This window comes from Pseudomonas salicis, assembly GCF_057128705.1.
In genome coordinates this window covers 818752-836161 of record NZ_JBSKHU010000003.1, presented here as the reverse complement: position 1 = coordinate 836161, position 17410 = coordinate 818752, and the positions used below count along the sequence as shown (strand labels likewise).

At 62.1% G+C, this 17410-nt stretch carries 14 protein-coding genes; 6 read left to right on the top strand and 8 right to left on the bottom strand.

Features of this window, described 5'->3' with window-relative positions; translation table 11 throughout:
* Nucleotides 1-39 precede the first annotated feature (39 nt).
* Both ACWKWE_RS14505 and ACWKWE_RS14500 read left to right on the top strand, forming a co-directional pair.
* On the top strand, nt 40-723 hold the full coding sequence (locus ACWKWE_RS14505; protein ID WP_166596829.1) for a response regulator transcription factor: 684 nt from the start codon (nt 40-42) through the stop codon (nt 721-723).
* Entirely contained in the window at nt 701-2092 is a 1392-nt protein-coding gene (locus ACWKWE_RS14500; RefSeq protein ID WP_166596828.1) for a sensor histidine kinase, read from the top strand. The genes ACWKWE_RS14505 and ACWKWE_RS14500 overlap by 23 nt, the downstream gene beginning before the upstream one ends.
* Nucleotides 2093-2138: 46 nt before the next feature.
* On the opposite strand, the gene ACWKWE_RS14495 is transcribed toward ACWKWE_RS14500, so the two are convergent.
* The 3 genes from ACWKWE_RS14495 to ACWKWE_RS14485 form a co-directional block, all read right to left on the bottom strand.
* On the bottom strand, nt 2139-2297 hold the full coding sequence (locus tag ACWKWE_RS14495; protein ID WP_483850915.1) for a hypothetical protein: 159 nt from the start codon (nt 2295-2297) through the stop codon (nt 2139-2141).
* Nucleotides 2297-3013: a zeta toxin family protein gene (locus ACWKWE_RS14490; protein WP_483850914.1), complete on the bottom strand. Its 717-nt coding sequence runs from the start codon at nt 3011-3013 to the stop codon at nt 2297-2299. The genes ACWKWE_RS14495 and ACWKWE_RS14490 overlap by 1 nt, the downstream gene beginning before the upstream one ends.
* 410 nt (nt 3014-3423) lie before the next feature.
* Nucleotides 3424-3834, bottom strand: a complete 411-nt coding sequence (locus ACWKWE_RS14485) for a PA0061/PA0062 family lipoprotein (RefSeq protein WP_483850913.1) — start codon at nt 3832-3834, stop codon at nt 3424-3426.
* 206 nt (nt 3835-4040) lie between these two features.
* On the opposite strand from ACWKWE_RS14485, the gene ACWKWE_RS14480 reads away from it, so the two are divergent.
* From ACWKWE_RS14480 to ACWKWE_RS14470, 3 genes are read left to right on the top strand one after another with little or no spacing between them, the layout of a single operon-like run.
* On the top strand, nt 4041-7283 hold the full coding sequence (locus ACWKWE_RS14480) for an efflux RND transporter permease subunit (RefSeq protein ID WP_483850912.1): 3243 nt from the start codon (nt 4041-4043) through the stop codon (nt 7281-7283).
* The gene (locus ACWKWE_RS14475) at nt 7273-8439 is read left to right on the top strand and encodes an efflux RND transporter periplasmic adaptor subunit (protein WP_483850911.1); all 1167 of its coding nucleotides are present in this window, start codon (nt 7273-7275) and stop codon (nt 8437-8439) included. Before ACWKWE_RS14480 ends, ACWKWE_RS14475 begins: the two co-directional genes overlap by 11 nt.
* A complete protein-coding gene (locus ACWKWE_RS14470) occupies nt 8423-9844 on the top strand; it encodes an efflux transporter outer membrane subunit (RefSeq protein ID WP_483850910.1) in 1422 nt (473 codons plus the stop codon). The genes ACWKWE_RS14475 and ACWKWE_RS14470 overlap by 17 nt, the downstream gene beginning before the upstream one ends.
* Before the next feature lie 340 nt (nt 9845-10184).
* Here ACWKWE_RS14470 and ACWKWE_RS14465 read toward each other — a convergent pair whose 3' ends face one another.
* Together ACWKWE_RS14465 and ACWKWE_RS14460 are read right to left on the bottom strand one after the other, a co-directional pair.
* A complete protein-coding gene (locus tag ACWKWE_RS14465) occupies nt 10185-11513 on the bottom strand; it encodes an MFS transporter (RefSeq protein WP_166596821.1) in 1329 nt (442 codons plus the stop codon).
* Nucleotides 11514-11622: 109 nt separating this feature from the next.
* Nucleotides 11623-12972: an NAD(P)H-dependent oxidoreductase gene (locus ACWKWE_RS14460; protein ID WP_166596820.1), complete on the bottom strand. Its 1350-nt coding sequence runs from the start codon at nt 12970-12972 to the stop codon at nt 11623-11625.
* A 155-nt stretch (nt 12973-13127) separates the two neighbouring features.
* On the opposite strand from ACWKWE_RS14460, the gene ACWKWE_RS14455 reads away from it, so the two are divergent.
* Entirely contained in the window at nt 13128-14021 is an 894-nt protein-coding gene (locus ACWKWE_RS14455) for a LysR family transcriptional regulator (RefSeq protein ID WP_483850909.1), read from the top strand.
* Nucleotides 14022-14167: 146 nt separating this feature from the next.
* Here ACWKWE_RS14455 and ACWKWE_RS14450 read toward each other — a convergent pair whose 3' ends face one another.
* The 3 genes from ACWKWE_RS14450 to ACWKWE_RS14440 form a co-directional block, all read right to left on the bottom strand.
* The gene (locus tag ACWKWE_RS14450; RefSeq protein ID WP_483850908.1) at nt 14168-15013 is read right to left on the bottom strand and encodes an amidohydrolase family protein; all 846 of its coding nucleotides are present in this window, start codon (nt 15011-15013) and stop codon (nt 14168-14170) included.
* A 69-nt stretch (nt 15014-15082) separates the two neighbouring features.
* The gene (locus ACWKWE_RS14445; protein ID WP_166596817.1) at nt 15083-16372 is read right to left on the bottom strand and encodes an MFS transporter; all 1290 of its coding nucleotides are present in this window, start codon (nt 16370-16372) and stop codon (nt 15083-15085) included.
* 220 nt (nt 16373-16592) lie between these two features.
* Nucleotides 16593-17324, bottom strand: a complete 732-nt coding sequence (locus ACWKWE_RS14440; RefSeq protein ID WP_166596816.1) for a GntR family transcriptional regulator — start codon at nt 17322-17324, stop codon at nt 16593-16595.
* Nucleotides 17325-17410: the final 86 nt, after the last annotated feature.

Genomic DNA, 17410 nt, shown 5'->3' with positions numbered 1-17410 from the left:
AATGCGAGTCTCCAGTCGCAACGTGGTTCAGGCACTCCAATGACCCGAATTCTGACAATCGAAGACGATGCCGTCACCGCCAAGGAAATCGTCGCCGAGTTAAGCAGCCATGGCCTCCAGGTGGATTGGGTCGACAATGGCCGTGAGGGGTTGGTGCGCGCCGTCAGCGGCGATTACGACCTCATCACCCTCGACCGCATGCTGCCCGAAGTAGACGGTCTGGCGATTGTCACCACCATGCGCGCCCTCGGCATTGCCACGCCGATCCTGATGATCAGCGCCTTGTCCGACGTCGATGAACGCGTCCGTGGCCTGCGCGCCGGGGGCGACGATTACCTCTCCAAACCTTTCGCTTCCGACGAAATGGCCGCTCGGGTCGAGGTCCTGCTGCGCCGCAGCAACCCCGTAACCCAGGCCGAAACCATGCTCAAGGTCGGCGATCTGGAGCTGAACCTGATCACCCGCGAAGCCAGCCGCGCCGGGCAGCCGTTGAACCTGCTGCCCACCGAATACAAGCTGCTGGAATTCCTGATGCGCAACAACGGACAGATCATCACCCGCATGATGATCTTCGAGGAAGTCTGGGGTTACCACTTCGACCCTGGCACCAACCTCATCGACGTGCACATCGGTCGCTTGCGCAAGAAAATCGATCCCCCTACCCTGACGCCGCTGATACGTACCGTTCGAGGCTCAGGTTATGTCATTGCCGAACCCGTCTAAGGGCTGGCGCTCCTCCAGCAGCCGTCTGCTGGCGCTTTACAGTTTTCTGTTCGTGGCCTGGAGCAGCATCCTCATGGGGGTGCTGTACTGGGAAGTCACCAGTTACCTGAACAACCTCGCCCGCCACTCGTTGATGCAGCGCCAGCAACTGTTCTCGCGCTTCGAAGGCGTCCAACTGGACGACGCGCTGCACACCAGCGAGCGCTTCGACATCCGCACCGTCGACGCCTATGGCCTGTTCGACAAGGACCTTCAGCCCATCGCCGGGCCGATCCGCGAGATTCCTGAGGGCCTGAAGCTGACCGGTGAAATCCAGGAGCTGGACACCTGCATCGATTCCGACGACCCGAACCTGCCGCGCGCCAGTTGCGATGCCGTGGCCATTCACACGATGGACAACCGCTGGCTGGTGCTGGTCCGGGACAACGGTTCGCTGTTCGCCGTGGCCACGCTCATCCTGCGTGCGTTGCTCTGGGGCGTCTCGCTGACGATCATCCCTGGCGCCCTGGGTTGGCACCTGCTGCGCCGTCGACCCTTGCGGCGTATCGGCGCGATTCAGGCCAGCGCCGAAGCCATCGTCATCGGCGACCTGACCAAGCGCCTGCCGGTCTCGGACCGTCGGGACGAAATCGACATGCTCGCCGACATCGTGAACGCCATGCTAGATCGCATCGAGCGGCTGATGAACGAGGTCAAAGGCGTCTGCGACAACATCGCCCACGACCTGCGCACCCCGCTGACCCGGCTGCGGGCGCAGCTGTACCGCATTCAACAGCAATCCCCGGAACATTCGCCCCAGGGCGAACAGATGGCACAAGTGATCGCTGACGCCGATACCCTGATGGCCCGTTTCCGGGGCTTGCTGCGCATTTCCGAGCTGGAAGACCACCAGCGCCGCTCCGCCTTCGGCCAACTCGATCCCGTGCCGCTGCTGCATGAGCTGTTCGATTTCTATCTGCCATTGGCCGAAGAAGGTCGCGTCTCACTGCACCTGAAAGTCGCGGAACAGCTGCCGCCGCTGGTGGGCGACCGGGCGCTGTTGTTCGAAGCGTTATCGAACCTGCTCAGCAACTCGATCAAATTCACCCCGGCCGGTGGCCAGGTGCTGATGATCGCCCGGGCCGAGGGCGACACCACGTTCATCGAAGTCCAGGACACCGGCCCCGGCATCCCCGACGCCGAACGCGAAGCCGTGTTCAAACGCTTCTACCGCAGCGAAACCGGTAACAACCACAGCGGCTTCGGCCTCGGCCTCTCCATCGTCGCCGCCATCGTCAACCTCCACGGCTTCAAACTGCGCATCGGCAACAGCCCCTCCGGCGGCGCGAGCCTGGTGCTGGAGTGTCGGCAGGTGATGGCGTTGGGTTGAAACGACAAAGCCGCCTTGAGGGGCGGCTTTAATGGGCAAATTCAGGTTACAGGTTGCGGGCTTTCTCGATGATCCGCTCCTGACGCTCCCAGGCTTTCTTCATGACTTCCTGATAGACGCGTTCTTTTTCTTCAGAGGTGGCGTTGCGGACGAAGTCTGAGAAGGGCGTCGATTTAACGGTTTTGAGTTTTTCAGGGGCTGACATTATGTGTACCTCAGGTGACTCAACATTCGCTCGAGCAAGGCCCGATCATAGGATTCGGGTATATGGGTGTCAATTCGCTGGATGTTCTCTTTGTACGCTCTGGTCGACCCGTCTGCGTTTTTGATAAAGATGTCGACTGTCACCGCGTGACCAAAATCGAATTTCAGCCGATTCACGACCTCTCGAGCGGCGAAGTACTGATGCACAAACCCGGAGAGCGGAATATTTCTGCCTTCGACTTTCTCCCGCGCCTGCACAAACTCCCAGGCCCGCTCCGGGTTTTGGTACACGTATAAAACCAGTACGAATCGACCTCGTTTCAGTGAGCGCTGAATGTTGCGCGAGACTGTCTCGTAATTCGATGACGTACCATCCAGCAGAAACGATTGCTGCAACCGCAACGCCTCATCGTGAACAGCTGAAACCAGGACTGACACTGCTCTCTGAAACAAAAAAGAATTGCTGCCTGTGTATCCCGGTAATTCCGAGCGATAAGTATCAGGATCTATTCGTAAGACAGTCCCGCCAAAGCGAGCGAGAAATTCGAGTGAGGCTTCAGTCTTGCCGGCACCTGGAGACCCTGCCATGAATACCGAAACCGGCGAGTCTTCAGACAGATAAATCGATGGATCTGTCAGCCTTCTCGCAATCTCCCGCCTGTTCGCCTTGGCAAATACCACCGCCTCATCCGCAATCTGTTGTTCGGCTGAATCCATATTCCCCTACGTCCTTTCAATGAGTCGACCCACTTGATTGGCACGCAGTATTGGTAGGTTTACGGACCCTGCCTATCCGACGCAACACGGAGAAACAGGATGCGCTGCCGAGCATTCACGGATATGGGATAGCAGGAGGCCGTAGCGTTCAGGCTATAGAGATGCTGTGGATGTACCGGCCCCTTCGCGAATGAATTCGCTCCCACAGTGGAGGCCCGGACGGCTACAGGGGGTTGATGTCGATCGCGTAATCGTGTCGTGACGCAAAACCTGTGGGAGCGAATTCATTCGCGAAAGATGGTTCAGGCGATGGAGATACTGCGGATGTACCCACCCCTTCGCGAATGAATTCGCGCCCACAGGAAAAGCCCGGTGCGCTGGCGTGCTACACCGGGATGCTGTTGATCACATCACCCCGGCATGCACGTAAAGTCCCGGCTACGACCAATCTGGTGCCCTTGGGAATCCTCAAGCTTCACCCGGTATTCCTCGCCCAGACTCGACTCCACCAGTTTGTAATGCTCGCCCGCCTTGAACCGGGTGAAGCTGATCCCCGCTTCGCAATTCATCTGCCCGTCGTCGCCATTGCCCTCAACGATCAAGTCCACGTCCAGCGTGTGTGCTCCCGGCTTCACATCGAAATAACGGCCATCGTTCAGGCGCTTCCCGTCCAGGTCCTCGGCCATCAACACGCCGGAAGGCTCTTCCTGCAACCCGATCCACGCCTCGGTGGGATCGGCTTTCGGCATCGGGCCCGCACACGCAGACAGGACAGCCACCAGCCCCAGCATGGGCACGAGCAACAGTGATTTGGCGTTCATGACACAACCCTCATTGGAAAGAAAAAGTCCCTGTGGTGCAGGGTGAATTTCGACGATTCAAGGCTGCGCGCCGCCCGGATGAACCACAAATGAATCCCCCATGAAAGCTCCTTGTGCGCGGGACTAACGATTTGTTCATCTGGGCGAAAGCTGCCTGTTAGGTCCCGGCCCCAAGACTGCGCCCATTCGAATAGGAGGTTTCAGGCATGCTCGGGCTGGTCAGGACTGCATTGCTCAAGCCCTACACGTTTATCGTGTTGGCGATTTTCATCTGTATTGTCGGGCCGATGGCGGCGGTCAAGACGCCCACGGACGTGTTCCCCGACATCGGCATTCCGGTGGTGGCGGTGGTCTGGCAGTACGCCGGGCTGTCGCCGGACGCCATGGCGGGTCGGGTGATCTACACCTACGAGCGCTCGCTCAGCACCACGGTCAACGACATCGAACACATTGAATCGCAATCCTTGCCCGGCATGGGCATCGTCAAGATTTTCTTCCAGCCCGGCGTGGACATTCGCACCGCCAACGCCCAGGTGACGGCCGTGTCACAAACCGTGCTGAAACAGATGCCCGCCGGGATCACGCCGCCGCTGATCCTCAACTACAGCGCCTCGACCGTGCCTATCCTGCAAATGGCCTTTTCCAGCCCGACCCTGTCGGAAGCGCGGATTCGCGACCTCGTGCAAAACAGCATTCGCCTGCCCCTCAGCGCTGTGCCCGGCCTGGCGATGCCAACGCCCATGGGCGGCAAGCAACGGCAGATCACCCTCGACCTCGACCCGCAGGCATTGGCTGCCAAGGGCCTGTCGGCGCAGGACGTCGGCAACGCGCTGGCCGCTGGCAACCAGATCATTCCGGTGGGCACGGCGAAGATGGGCACCGACGAATACACGGTCCTGTTGAACAACAGCCCGCAGGCGATCAACGAGCTCAACGACCTGCCGATCAAGACCGTCGACGGCGCGTTGATCACCATTGGCCAGGTCGCTCACGTGCGGGACGGCTCGCCGCCGCAGACCAACATCGTCCGGGTCGATGGCCGTCGTGCGGTGCTGATGCCCGCCTTGAAGAACGGCAATATCTCGACCCTGTCGATCGTCGACGACATCCGCAACATGCTGCCGCTGATCAACGAAACCCTGCCGCCCGAGTTGAAAACGTCGCTGCTCGGTGATGCCTCGGTGTTCGTCAAGGAATCGGTGGGCAGCGTGGCGCGGGAAGGCATCATCGCCGCCCTGCTGACCAGCGTGATGATCCTGCTGTTCCTCGGCAGTTGGCGTTCGACGCTGATCATCGCCGCGTCGATTCCACTGGCCGTGCTGTCGGCCATCGCCCTGCTCTCGGTCACCGGGCAAACCCTCAACGTCATGACCCTCGGCGGGCTGGCATTGGCAGTGGGGATTTTGGTGGACGACGCTACGGTGACCATCGAAAACATCAATTGGCACCTGGAACAAGGCAAGGCGGTGAAGGACGCGATCATGGACGGCGCGAAGCAGATCGTCGGCCCGGCGTTCGTCTCGCTGCTGTGCATCTGCATCGTGTTCGTGCCGATGTTCATGCTGCAGGGCATCGCCGGTTACCTGTTCCGGCCGATGGCGCTGGCAGTCATCTTCGCCATGGGCAGCTCGTTTCTGCTGTCGCGGACGTTGGTGCCGACGCTGGCGATGTTTCTGCTCAAGCCCCACGTGCTGGAATCCGGCCCTGGTCATCACCCGGAAGACGCCTTCATCAATCACCACGAGGGCGATCAGCACGGCCGTCAGCGCAACGTGATCCTGCGCGGCGCGCTGAGTTTTCAGCAGGGTTTCGAAAAGCGTTTCTCGGCGATTCGCGACGTCTACCACGGGCTGCTGGGACTGGCACTGAAACGTCGCAAAGCATTTCTGCTGGGATTTCTCGCCTGCGTGCTGGCCAGCTTTGCGTTGTTGCCGAGTCTGGGGGAAGACTTCTTCCCGGCCACCGATGCAGGCGCCTTGTCGATGCACGTGCGCCTGCCGCTGGGCACGCGGATCGAGGAAAGCGCCGCCGACTTCGACCGCATCGAGCAGCGCATCCGCGAGATCATTCCCGCCGATGAGCTGGACACCGTGATCGACAACATCGGCATCCCGCTCAGCGGCATCGACATGGCCTACAGCAGCAGCGGCACCATCGGTCCGCAGGACGGCGACATTCAGGTCACCCTGAAAGAAGGCCACGCGCCCACTGCCGACTACGTCAAACGCCTGCGCGAAGCCCTGCCCCAGAGTTTCCCCGGCAGCCAGTTCGCCTTCCTGCCCGCCGACATCAGCAGCCAGATTCTCAACTTCGGTAACCCGGCCCCGCTGGACCTGAAAATTTCCGGGCCCAACGGCGACGCCAACCGTGATTACGCGCTGGCGCTGCAACGCCGCCTGCAACACATCCCCGGCATCGCCGACCTGCGCATCCAGCAATCCACGGGCTATCCGTCGCTGCAAGTGGATGTCAATCGGCTGCGCGCCAAGCAACTGGGCATCACTGAAAAAGACGTGACCACCAGCCTCGGCGCCTCATTGGCCGGAACCTCACAAGTGGCGCCGACCTACTGGCTGAACCCGAAAAACGGCGTGTCCTATTCCGTGGTCGCCGCGACCCCGCAATACCGGCTGGACAGCCTGCCGACGCTGGAAGCCCTGCCGATCACCGGCAGCGACGGGCAGTCACAGATCCTCGGCGGCCTGGCGACGATCAAACGCGTGGACAGCCCCGCCGTGGTCACCCACTACAACATTCAGCCGACGCTGGACCTGTTCGCCAACGTGCAGGGCCGTGATCTCGGCGGTGTGGCCAAGGACGTGCAAAAGGTCATCGACGACATGGCGCACCTGCGGCCCAAAGGTGCGGTGGTCAGTCTGCACGGCCAGATCGACGCGCTGCACGAAGCCTTCAGCGGGTTGAGTTTCGGCCTGCTCGGCGCGGTGGTGCTGATCTACCTGCTGATCGTGATCAATTTCCAGTCGTGGATCGACCCGTTTGTGATCATCACGGCGCTGCCGGGGGCACTGGCCGGGATCGTCTGGATGTTGTTCCTTAGCGGCACCTCGCTGTCGGTGCCCGCGCTGACCGGGGCGATCCTGTGCATGGGCGTGGCGACGGCCAACTCGATTCTGGTGGTGAGCTTCTGCCGCGAGCGTCTGGCGGAACACGGCGACGCCCTGCTCGCGGCGCTCGAAGGCGGCTACACCCGCTTCCGCCCGGTGTGCATGACCGCCCTGGCGATGATCATCGGGATGCTGCCGCTGGCCATTTCTCAGGAGCAGAACGCACCGCTGGGCCGTGCCGTCATTGGCGGGTTGATTCTCGCTACCACTGCCACCCTGCTGTTCGTGCCCGTGGTGTTCAGCCTCGTGCACCGCCACTCGAAACCCACCCCTGCAATTACCCCCGCCAGCGCTACCGATGGAGAAACACCCCATGTCGTCTGAACACGCCCCTTCGCGCAAACGCCTGATGCTCACCGGCATCGGCGGCCTGACCCTGGCGGCACTTTTGGTCGCCAATGGCCTGGCCGCCCGCACCCGCCACGACCACGCCGTCGCGGACTGGACCGAAAGCCAGTCGGTGCCAGTGGTCACGGTGGTCTCGCCTTCGCAAAACGCCCAAGGCGACACGCTGCAGTTGCCCGCACGCCTCGACGCGTGGAGCAAGGCGTCGATCAATGCCCGGGTCAGCGGCTACCTGAAAGACTGGGCCGCCGACATCGGCACCCAGGTCCAGGCTGGTCAGGTGCTGGCGCATATCGACAGCCCCGAGCTGGATCAACAACTGGCGCAAACCCACGCGCACCTTGCCCAGCAACAGGCCCAGGCGCGCATCGCCCAGACCACCGCCGAGCGCTGGCAACGCTTGCTCGCCACGCATTCGGTGTCGCAACAGGAAGTGGACGAGAAAGTCTCCGCCGCCACCGCTGCGAAGGCCGATGTGCAAGCGGCGGAGGCGGACTACCAGCGCCTCACGGACCTGGCCGCGTACAAGACGATTCGTGCGCCGTTCAGCGGCACGATCACGGCGCGCAACACCGACATCGGCCAGTTGATCAAGGCCGACGATGGTGGCGGCACCCCGTTGTTCAGCATGGCCGACACCCATCGACTGCGCCTCTATGTGCCGATTCCGCAGAACTACGCCAGCGTCATCCATCCCGGCATGCAGGTGCAGCTCAGCGTTCCCGAACATCCCGCGCAAACCTACAAGGCGACCCTGCTCGGCGACTCCACCGCCGTCGATCCGCGCTCCGGCACGTTGCTGGCCCAGTTCGTGGCCGACAACCCCGATGGCGCGCTGCTGCCGGGTGATTACGCCGACGCGACTCTGCCCATTGCCGCAGGCAGCCATGGGATGAGCATCCCGGCGAGCGCACTGATTTTCCGCGCCAAAGGCACGCAGGTCGCGACGATGGACGGCGCGGGTCATGTGCACCTGCGCGACATCCACATCGCGATGGACCTTGGGGATCGGCTGGTGATTGACCAAGGCTTGCAAGCCTCCGACAAGGTCATCGACAACCCGCCCGATGCCCTCCGTGAAAACGACCCGGTGCAACTGGCCGACGCGGGGGGTGCCCATGCGCCCAAGGCTTGAGGGTCTGACCCTGGCGCTGGTTATCGCAGGCGCGTTGACGCTGCAAGGCTGCTCGCTGGCGCCGACCTACCACGCGCCAGCGGTGCCGCTGCCTGAGCATTACAAGGAGGACGCAGGCCCTTGGCATCCGGCGCAGCCTGCCGATGAATTGCAGGCCCAGTGGTGGCAGGTGTTCGGCGACAAACAGCTTGACGACCTGCAACAGCAACTGCTCAACGCCAACCCGGACCTGGCGGCCGCCCTCGCCCACTACGACGCGTCGGTGGCCTTCGCCAGCCAGTTGCACGCCGGGCTGTTCCCGCAAATCAACGCCAGCGTGGCACCGGTGCGTCAGCGTCAGTCGGATCGACGACCGCTACGGGGCGACATACAGCCTTCGGTCTACAACAGCGACACGGCAGGCTTCAGCCTGAGTTTCGACCCGGACCTGTGGGGCAAGATTCGCAATCAGGTCGCTGCCGGTGACGCGCAGGCCCAAGCCTCGGCGGACGACCTGGCCGTCGCCCGTCTCAGCCTGCAAAAGCAACTCGCGTCTCTTTACGTGCAAACCCGCGGACTGGACGCACAGAGCCGAATTCTCAAGGCGTCGCTGGACGACTACACCCAAGCCCTGCAACTGACCCGCGACCGTTATGAAGGCAAGATCGCTTCGGAACTCGACCTGACACGAGCCCAGAGCCAACTGGCAGAAGCCCAGGCGCAACTCGACGATGTGAAGGCGCAAAGTGACCTGAGCGAACACGCCATCGCCGAGCTGGTGGGCGTCTTGCCCAGCGACTTCGCCTTGGTTCACAACGCCGAATCGTTGAACCAGCCTGACATCCCCCACGTGTTGCCCGGCAGCCTGTTGCAGCAACGGCCTGACGTGGTGGCCGCAGAGCGTCGGGTGTTCGCGGCCAACGCCAACATCGGCGTCGCCAAAGCCGCGTGGTACCCGGATTTCAGCCTCACCGGCCTGCTCGGCGGGCAGACCCAGGGCAGCGGCAATCTGCTGGCGGCTGCCAATCGGTATTGGGCGCTGGGGCCGCTGGTGAACCTGCCGATTCTCGACGGAGGACGCCGCAGCGCCAACGAGCGCCAGGCCAAGGCCGAGTTCGAACAAGCCGCCGCGCAGTACCACAGCCAAGTGCTCAAGGCGGTGCGCGAAGTGGAAGATAACTTGGGCCAATTGCGGGATTTGCAGCAGGAATCCCAAGACCAGCAAGCCGCCGTCGACGCCGCCCACAGCGCCGAACAGATCGCGACCAGCAGTTATGAAGCGGGGGCGGTGAATTATCTGGAGGTGGTCACCGCGCAAACCACGGCATTGCAGGCGCAGCGGCGGTTGCAGGAAGTCGACACCAGCCGGTTGCAGGCCAGTGTCGGATTGGCGGTGGCGTTGGGTGGGGGGTGGAAGTCCGAGTGATAGCGACCCATCGACGTTACAGCAGCCAAATCGCAGTCTGACTGTAGCCGTACGGCTTGCCGGCGGTAGCGATTTCAAGGACGCCACCGGCGGCAGGCCGGACTGCTACAGGGGGATTGATGTCGGTCACGTAATCTCGGCGTACCACAAAACCTGTGGGAGCGAATTCATTCGCGAAAGATTTCAGGCGATAGAGATACTGCGGATGTACCGGCCCCTTCGCGAATGAATTCGCTCCCACAGTAGAGATCCTGCGCGCACCGGACGTTGTAGGCGGTGGCGTCCAAGAAATTGCCACCGCCGGCAAGCCGGACTGCTACAGAGTTGGTGTGGTGTTAAATCACCGATCCGCCAACGCCTTAGGCACCTGCCACACCAACAGCGCGCCCAAGGTCAGGAACGCCGCCACTGCATACAGCCCGGTGTCGGTGTGCCCGGTTGCGGTGTTCAGCCACCCCACCATGTACGGCGACACGAACCCGGCGAGGTTGCCCATGCAGTTGATCCCGGCAATCGCCGCCGCAGCCGAGACCCCGGCAAGAAACGCGGATGGAATGCCCCAGAACAGCGACAGCGCGGACAGCACCCCGGCGGTCGCGACGCACAGCGCCAGCACCACCAGCACCGGGTTGGCGCCCACCAACGGGCAGACGATGAATCCCAAGGCCCCGATCAACAACGCCCCGGAGAAATGCTGGCGGCGTTTAGCCGTGCGGTCGGCCGTCATGCCGGAAATGATGATCGCAGGCAGCGCCACCAGGTACGGGATCGCTGAAATCCAGCCCACGTAGGCCACGTCCTGAATCCCGGATTGCTTGATCAGCGACGGCAGCCAGAAGCTGATGCCGTACAGCCCGATGATCTGGCAGAAATACACCGCCGTGAGCTTCCAGATGTTGCGGTCGCCCATGAAGCTGCGCACGCTGGCATGTTCGGTTTTCACCGCGTCTTCCCGCGCCAGGTCACTCTGTATTTCCTGCTTCTGCGCGTCGGTCAGCCATTTGGCCTTGGCGGGTTTATCGACCATCAAGAACAGCACGGCAATACCGGCGATGAACGACGGAATGGCTTCGAGCAGGAACAACCATTGCCAGTTGGCCATGACCGTCGAGTCTTTCAGCGTCGCCATGATGATCCCGGAAATCGGCCCGCCAATGACCCCGGCCAGCGGGATGGCGATGTAATACAGCCCGAGCGAAAGGCCACGCTTCTTCGACGGAAACCAGTAGGTCAGGTACAGCATGATGCCTGGCGAAAACCCGGCTTCGGCCACGCCGAGCAGGAAACGTGCGATGTAGAAATGCATCGGCGTCTGCACGAACAGCATGGCGGCGGAGATGATCGACCAGGTGATCATGATCCGCGCGATCCAGATGCGTGCGCCGACCCGGTGCAGAATCAGGTTGCTCGGCACTTCGAAGAAAAAGTAGCCGATGAAGAACACCCCGGCGCCGAAGCCGTAGATGGCGTCACTGAATTGCAGGTCCTGCATCATCTGCAATTTGGCGAAACCGACGTTGACCCGGTCGAGGTAAGCGGTGAGGTAACAGAAGATAATGAACGGCATGATCCGCCAGGCGATCTTACGATACACATCGACCTTGCTTGCGGCCTGCGCAGTCGTCTGGCTGGTCGTCTCGGCGACGACGGCTTCGGTGATATTCGACATACATTCCTCTTCTTTCTGAAGATCTTTTTATTGTTGGAAGACCCTGTGCGCCGACGGCCAGACAGAGTGCCTGACAGCCGACGCGGGCCTGAATGCAGTGCGCCCTCGGTTACCGCAACGTCGCTTGAAAGATTTCCTCCATTTCCTTGCGCACCCGCACCGCCTGAATCGACAGGTCCGCCGTGACGTCACTCCAGCGCACCGGTTGGCCCGCTGCCACTGGACGGTTCAGCACCACGCCGTGGGCCAGACCGATCGGCAGGCCGCCCATGGCCAGGGAATCCACCGCTGGCATGAGCTTGCCGTACACCCGATGCCCGCCCTCGCCGTCCAGTTTTTCGCCCGCTTGCAGGTCGCGTTTGGCCGTCGCCACCACATCGCCACGGAAGCCGTTGGTGGCCCCCGTCGCACGGCCCAGCAGCGCGGCCTGGGCCACGGAAATGCCCAGCTCCAGACCGATCATGTGGTATGGCCGGTACAGCGAGGCGTACTCGCCGGTCGGGTCGGTCCGTACGCCATATTGCGAGAAGCAGTCGCGCACGTAATCGCTGTGCCCCTTGAACGTCACGTACACGCCCCAGCGCAGGTCGCGGTACACCGGGCGCTCGTCGCGCTCCAGCGAGGAAATCACCTCGACCGTCCCTGAGTGAGAAAGAATTCCGCCGATGTCCCGTGGCCGCAGCAGCGTCGGCAAGTCGTCCACGCCACAGGGCGGAAACGCCAGGCCCGTGGCCGCCGGGGTCAGGCCCGTGGCGTTGGACACCGCCGCCATTTCCAGCGCCGACTTGGTGCCGTCGAGAAACGAGTTGAACATCTGTGCGTTGAAATCGCCGGAGCCGACCTGCTCTTCGGTAAAGCCGTAATAGCCCCAGACGGTGTCGGGGGTCGAGGTGTGATAAGCCGGCAGGTATTTGGTGCCCTTGCCCGCGCAGACCACTTCGAAACCCGACGTCCGGGCCCAGTCCACCAGCTCGACGATCAACGCCGGTTGATCGCCGTAGGCCATGGTATAGACGATCCCGGCCTCGGCCGCTTTCTGCGCCAGCAAGGGACCGGCCAGCACGTCCGCTTCGACGTTGACCATGATGATGTGCTTGCGGTGTTCGCAGCAGAGCAAGGCGTGACGAATCCCCGCCGCCGGGCTGCCTGTGGCGTCGATGATCACATCGACCTGGCCATTGGAAATCAGCGCCTGGGCGTCGTCCTGAATGTAGGTGGTCTGGTTGCGAACGGCGTCGTCGAAGGAGCGCGCGGCGTATTGCTCGGGGCTCCAGCCCACCCGCGCCAAGGCGTTGCGGGCGCGTTCCGGCGACAGATCAGCGATGCCGATCAGGTGGATGCCCGGCGTGCGGCGGGCCTGTGAAAGGTACATCGAACCGAATTTGCCCGCGCCGATGAGGCCGACACGAACCGGCTTGCCGTCGGCCTGACGTTGTTGCAGTTGATCAATCAGCATCATGAGGGGTACGTCCTCTTTTGTTGTTATGGACCGCTACGTAAACGGTGTGCGGGGCGGGTGTCGTCCTCGTCACCGTTTGTGGAGATTCGAATCTAGCATTAGTATTTCTGCGGATGAATGAGCCTTTTCCCACTACCGGATGTGCAGAAAACCACATGGACGCTTTCAACTGGAACGACTTGCAAACCTTCCTGGCGATTGCCCGCACAGGCCGTCTGACGGTCGCCGCGCAACGCCTGAACCTCGATCACTCGACCTTGAGTCGACGGCTGGCCAGCCTTGAAGAGGCGCTGGGGGTCAAGCTGTTCGACCGCCGCGCCACGGGCTACACCCTGACCCAGGAAGGTGAGGCGCTGATTCAGGAAGCGGAGTCCATCGAAAGCATCAGCCTGCGCCTGCAAACCCGGTTGCAGGACGCGCAACACAGCGTGTCGGGGACCGTGCGCATCGGCACGCCCGAAGGTTTCGGCACTTGGTTTCTGGCGGAACGCTTGCCGCGCCTGATGGCCGACCACCCGCAACTCGAAGTGGAACTGGTGGCCAACCCGCGCCATTTCAGCCTGTCGAAACGCGAGGCGGATTTGTCGATTGCCATGGCGCGCCCGGATCACGGCCGGGTGCATGCGCGCAAGCTGGTGGATTACGAATTGGGGATTTATGGCGCGCCGTCGTACCTGGCGCGGCATGACGCCATCGACTCAGTCGCGCAACTGACCCAGCACAAATGGGTGGGGTACGTGGAAGACCTGATGTGGACGCCGGAGCTGAATTATTTTCGCGGGCAGATCCCGGTGATTCATCCGGGGATTCGCATTTCCAACGTGATCAGCCAACTCGCGGCGGTGCGTGCGGGGGTGGGATTGGGCGTGTTGCCGTGTTTCATGGCCCGTGGCGAGGCGGGGCTGAGGCAGATTTTGCCCAGCCAGAAGATCAACCGCACGTACTGGATCATCACCCACGCCGACACGTGCGAGCTGGCGCGGGTGAAAGTGATGCAGCAGTTTTTGGAGCGCGAGGTGGCGCGGGAACCGTTGTTCTGGCGGATTTGAACAACATCCGGGATCAGCACATTCACCCTGTGGGAGCGAATTCATTCGCGAAAAATGGTCCGGGCGATGGAGATGTGCCGGTTGTAAGGGCCTCTCGCGAATGAATTCGCTCCCACAGGGTTTTGCGTTGTTCGGGAGGTTTTATCTCACGCCTCAACCACCGAAAAATCGAACAACACCTGCGGCGCTTCGATCAACAGTGAGCGCATCACCTGTGGCGAACAACCCAACGCCTGCAACTGCTCGACCACCGTGCCGTAGCTGATCTGCTTTTCATGCTGCGTATGCGGCCAGTCGCTGCCCCACACCAACCGCTGCGGGCCGAAGCTCTGCACCAGCAGCGGCAATGCGGCGCGGGCGAAGTCGAGGTTTTCCTGCTCGCTGCCTTCCAGCCGGTAGATGCCTGAAACCTTCATCCAGACCTGTCCGCCCAACCCCAACTCCAGCATCTCGCGAAAGCCCGGTTGCTCCAGACCCAAGCGCGCATCGGGCCGACCGAAATGGTCGACGACGACCTTGACCCCGAACGGCATCAGCGCACGAATCAGCCCCGGCAGGTCCGCCACATGGCGGTGCAGCTCCACGTGCCAGTCCAGCTCGGCCACATGCGCGAACAACACCTTCCACTGCGGCTCGGAAAAATCCGGCAGCGCCTTGCCCATCAGGTTCAGGCGGAGGCCGACCACGCCCAGCCGGTCCATGTCGTTCAGCTCGGCGCGAGAGATGTCGCGCTCGACCACCACCACGCCCCGTAACAGGCCCGGCGCCTGTTTCAGCGCATCGAGCAGGTAGCTATTGTCGGTGCCCAAAAAGCTCGGTTGCACCAGCACGCCGTGGCTCAGGCCATGGCTTTGCAGGTTCTGAAGATACAACGCCAGCGTGGCGTCGTAGTCGGGTGAATAGCGTCGTGCCGATGTCAGATCCAGCTCCCTGCTGAATACGTGTGCGTGGCCGTCGATGCCAAGAATCGACGCGGGAAAGGTCTCGGACATGGGTCTCATCTATCGAAGGAATACGCGGTGCCGGGGGGTTGAAATCCGGGCACCGCACTAAAGGAATCGTCAGGCGCTGGCCGCTTCGTTGCGCGGGGTCGAGCCCTGGGCAGCGGCGGCGGTGGCTTCGAGGCTGCGGCCACGGGTTTCCGGCAGGCACAGGGCGGCAATCACGGCGACGCCGTAGGCGATACCGGCGTCGATGCCGATGGCCGAACCCAGGGACATCGACTCGCTCATGTGGCCGACGAGGAACGGAAACACCGAAGACAGCACCCGGCCGAAGTTGTAGCAGAAGCCCACCCCTGCCCCGCGCACGTCGGCCGGGTACAGCTCGTTGAACAACGCGCCGAGACTGGCCGGAATGCCCGCCGCGAAGAAGCCCAGCGGGAAGCCGAGGAACAGCATCTCGGTGTTGGTCAGCGGCAGGAACACGTAGCACTGCACGGTGATCACGCAGCACAGGGCGAACAGCACGATGTTCATGCGACGGCCGATGCGGTCGATCAGGAAACCGCTGGCCACGCAGCCGCACCAGAAGGCGACGATGATCACGGCGAGGTAGCCGCCGGAGTTGAGCACCGACAGGTTGCGTTCGGTTTTCAGGAACGTCGGCAGCCAGGTCATGACCGCGTGGTAACCGCCGTGGGCACCGAGGCCCAGCAAGCCACCGAGCAGAGTCACGCGCAGCAGTTCAGGACGGAAAATGCCCGCCAGGGATTTGAAGAAGTTCTGCGGGATGGCGTTGTCTTTTTGCAGGCGCTGGAAACTGTCCGGTTCCTCGACGTTGCGACGCACCCAGATGATCAGCAGCGACGGCAGCAGACCCACCAGAAACATCACGCGCCAGGCCATGTCGGCCGGAACGAAGGTATAGATCAGCGCAAACACGCCCACCGCCAGGCCCCAACCCACCGCCCACGCGCTCTGCACGGTGCCCATGACCTTGCCACGGTATTTCGGGTTGATGGTTTCGGCCATCAGCACCGCGCCCGCCGCCCACTCGCCACCGATGCCGAAACCTTGCAGGGCCTTGACCACCAGCAGCGAGCTGAAGCCGGTGACAAACGCCGACAGGAAGGTGAAGAACGAGAACCAGAGGATCATCCATTGCAGGGTGCGCACGCGACCGTAACGGTCCGACAGCGTGCCGCCGACCCAGCCGCCCAGCGCCGAGGTGATCAGGGTCACGCCGCTGATCAGACCGGCGTCGCCCTTGCTCATGGCGAAAGCCGCGATCAGCGCAGGAATGGCCAGGCCGAACATCTGGACTTCAAGGGCGTCCAGCGACCATCCGCCGAAACAGGCCCAGAACGTTTTGCGCTCCCGAGGAGTGACTTGGCGATACCAGTTGAACATGGTTCTTGTCCTTATAAGTGTGTGACGCGGCAGTGGTTGTAAAGCCTGCTCTCGTGGCAGGCTTGTCGATCTATCAATGACGGACCCGATCCCCTGTAGGAGCGAATTCATTCGCGAGCGGCCAGTGCAATCGATACACATCGGTCGGATGTAACACCGCTTCGCGAATGAATTCGCTCCCACAGTAAGTGCAGCAGTGGGCCATGAAAACGGTGTCGGGTTATCTGATATCCACGCTGTACCGAAAATGGCTGGCGTGCCCTCGCGAGCGGCGCCATTCCAAGGGTTGTCCGGCGTAGTTGCGGGCCAGGCGTTCGATCACCACCACCGGGCTACCGGCCGGCACCTGCAACAGTCGGGCATGGACATCGCCGATGGCCTCGGCAGTCAAGGTTTCTTCGGCGTAGGCGACCACCTGCCCGCACAGTTCTTCGTAGATGGGATAGAGCAAGGGGCCGTGGCGGCTGATGTCGGTATCGAGCAACACCTGAAACTGCACCTGCGGCAGCCAGATCTCTTCGGCCAGCACCGGCTGGGCGTCGAGCAAACGCAGACGGATCATGCGAATCACCGGCGCCTCCAGCGGCAGCCCCAGCGCCTGGGACACGGCAGAAGGCGCGTTGACCGGTTCGATGGAAAGAATGCGGCTCTCCGGCACCTGACGTTCGCCGGACACGCTCTGGAAACGAAAGAAACGGAACAGTGACGACTGGAACTGCGGACGACGAATGAAGGTCCCACGCCCCTGTTGGCGTTCGAGAATGTTTTCGCTGACCAGCATGTCGATGGCCTTGCGCACCGTGCCAGTGGACAGACAGTACTCGCTCGACAAGGCAGCTTCGGTGGGAATGGCCTCACCCGGACGCCAGCGGTTATTGGCGATCTGCTCAGCCAATTGATCACGCAAACGTTGGTAAAGCGGCAGGCGGACATCACTGGAAAGACGGTTCATGGCGGCGCTTCGCTGTTGTAGTTATCTAGTCATCTATATGAATCTGCGCAAAGTATTGTTCTGTTACAGCTGATCGTCAAGGTGGG

What these genes read in the sequence shown, in the direction of transcription:
- ACWKWE_RS14500 (WP_166596828.1), top strand. Translation starts at nt 701, where the DNA reads ATGTCATTGCCGAACCCGTCTAAGGGCTGGCGCTCCTCCAGCAGCCGT.
- ACWKWE_RS14455 (WP_483850909.1), top strand. Translation starts at nt 13,128, where the DNA reads ATGGACGCTTTCAACTGGAACGACTTGCAAACCTTCCTGGCGATTGCC.
- ACWKWE_RS14480 (WP_483850912.1), top strand. Translation starts at nt 4,041, where the DNA reads ATGCTCGGGCTGGTCAGGACTGCATTGCTCAAGCCCTACACGTTTATC.
- ACWKWE_RS14470 (WP_483850910.1), top strand. Translation starts at nt 8,423, where the DNA reads ATGCGCCCAAGGCTTGAGGGTCTGACCCTGGCGCTGGTTATCGCAGGC.
- ACWKWE_RS14495 (WP_483850915.1), bottom strand. Translation starts at nt 2,297, where the DNA reads ATGTCAGCCCCTGAAAAACTCAAAACCGTTAAATCGACGCCCTTCTCA.
- ACWKWE_RS14465 (WP_166596821.1), bottom strand. Translation starts at nt 11,513, where the DNA reads ATGTCGAATATCACCGAAGCCGTCGTCGCCGAGACGACCAGCCAGACG.
- ACWKWE_RS14445 (WP_166596817.1), bottom strand. Translation starts at nt 16,372, where the DNA reads ATGTTCAACTGGTATCGCCAAGTCACTCCTCGGGAGCGCAAAACGTTC.
- ACWKWE_RS14440 (WP_166596816.1), bottom strand. Translation starts at nt 17,324, where the DNA reads ATGAACCGTCTTTCCAGTGATGTCCGCCTGCCGCTTTACCAACGTTTG.
- ACWKWE_RS14460 (WP_166596820.1), bottom strand. Translation starts at nt 12,972, where the DNA reads ATGATGCTGATTGATCAACTGCAACAACGTCAGGCCGACGGCAAGCCG.
- ACWKWE_RS14475 (WP_483850911.1), top strand. Translation starts at nt 7,273, where the DNA reads ATGTCGTCTGAACACGCCCCTTCGCGCAAACGCCTGATGCTCACCGGC.
- ACWKWE_RS14490 (WP_483850914.1), bottom strand. Translation starts at nt 3,013, where the DNA reads ATGGATTCAGCCGAACAACAGATTGCGGATGAGGCGGTGGTATTTGCC.
- ACWKWE_RS14505 (WP_166596829.1), top strand. Translation starts at nt 40, where the DNA reads ATGACCCGAATTCTGACAATCGAAGACGATGCCGTCACCGCCAAGGAA.
- ACWKWE_RS14450 (WP_483850908.1), bottom strand. Translation starts at nt 15,013, where the DNA reads ATGTCCGAGACCTTTCCCGCGTCGATTCTTGGCATCGACGGCCACGCA.
- ACWKWE_RS14485 (WP_483850913.1), bottom strand. Translation starts at nt 3,834, where the DNA reads ATGAACGCCAAATCACTGTTGCTCGTGCCCATGCTGGGGCTGGTGGCT.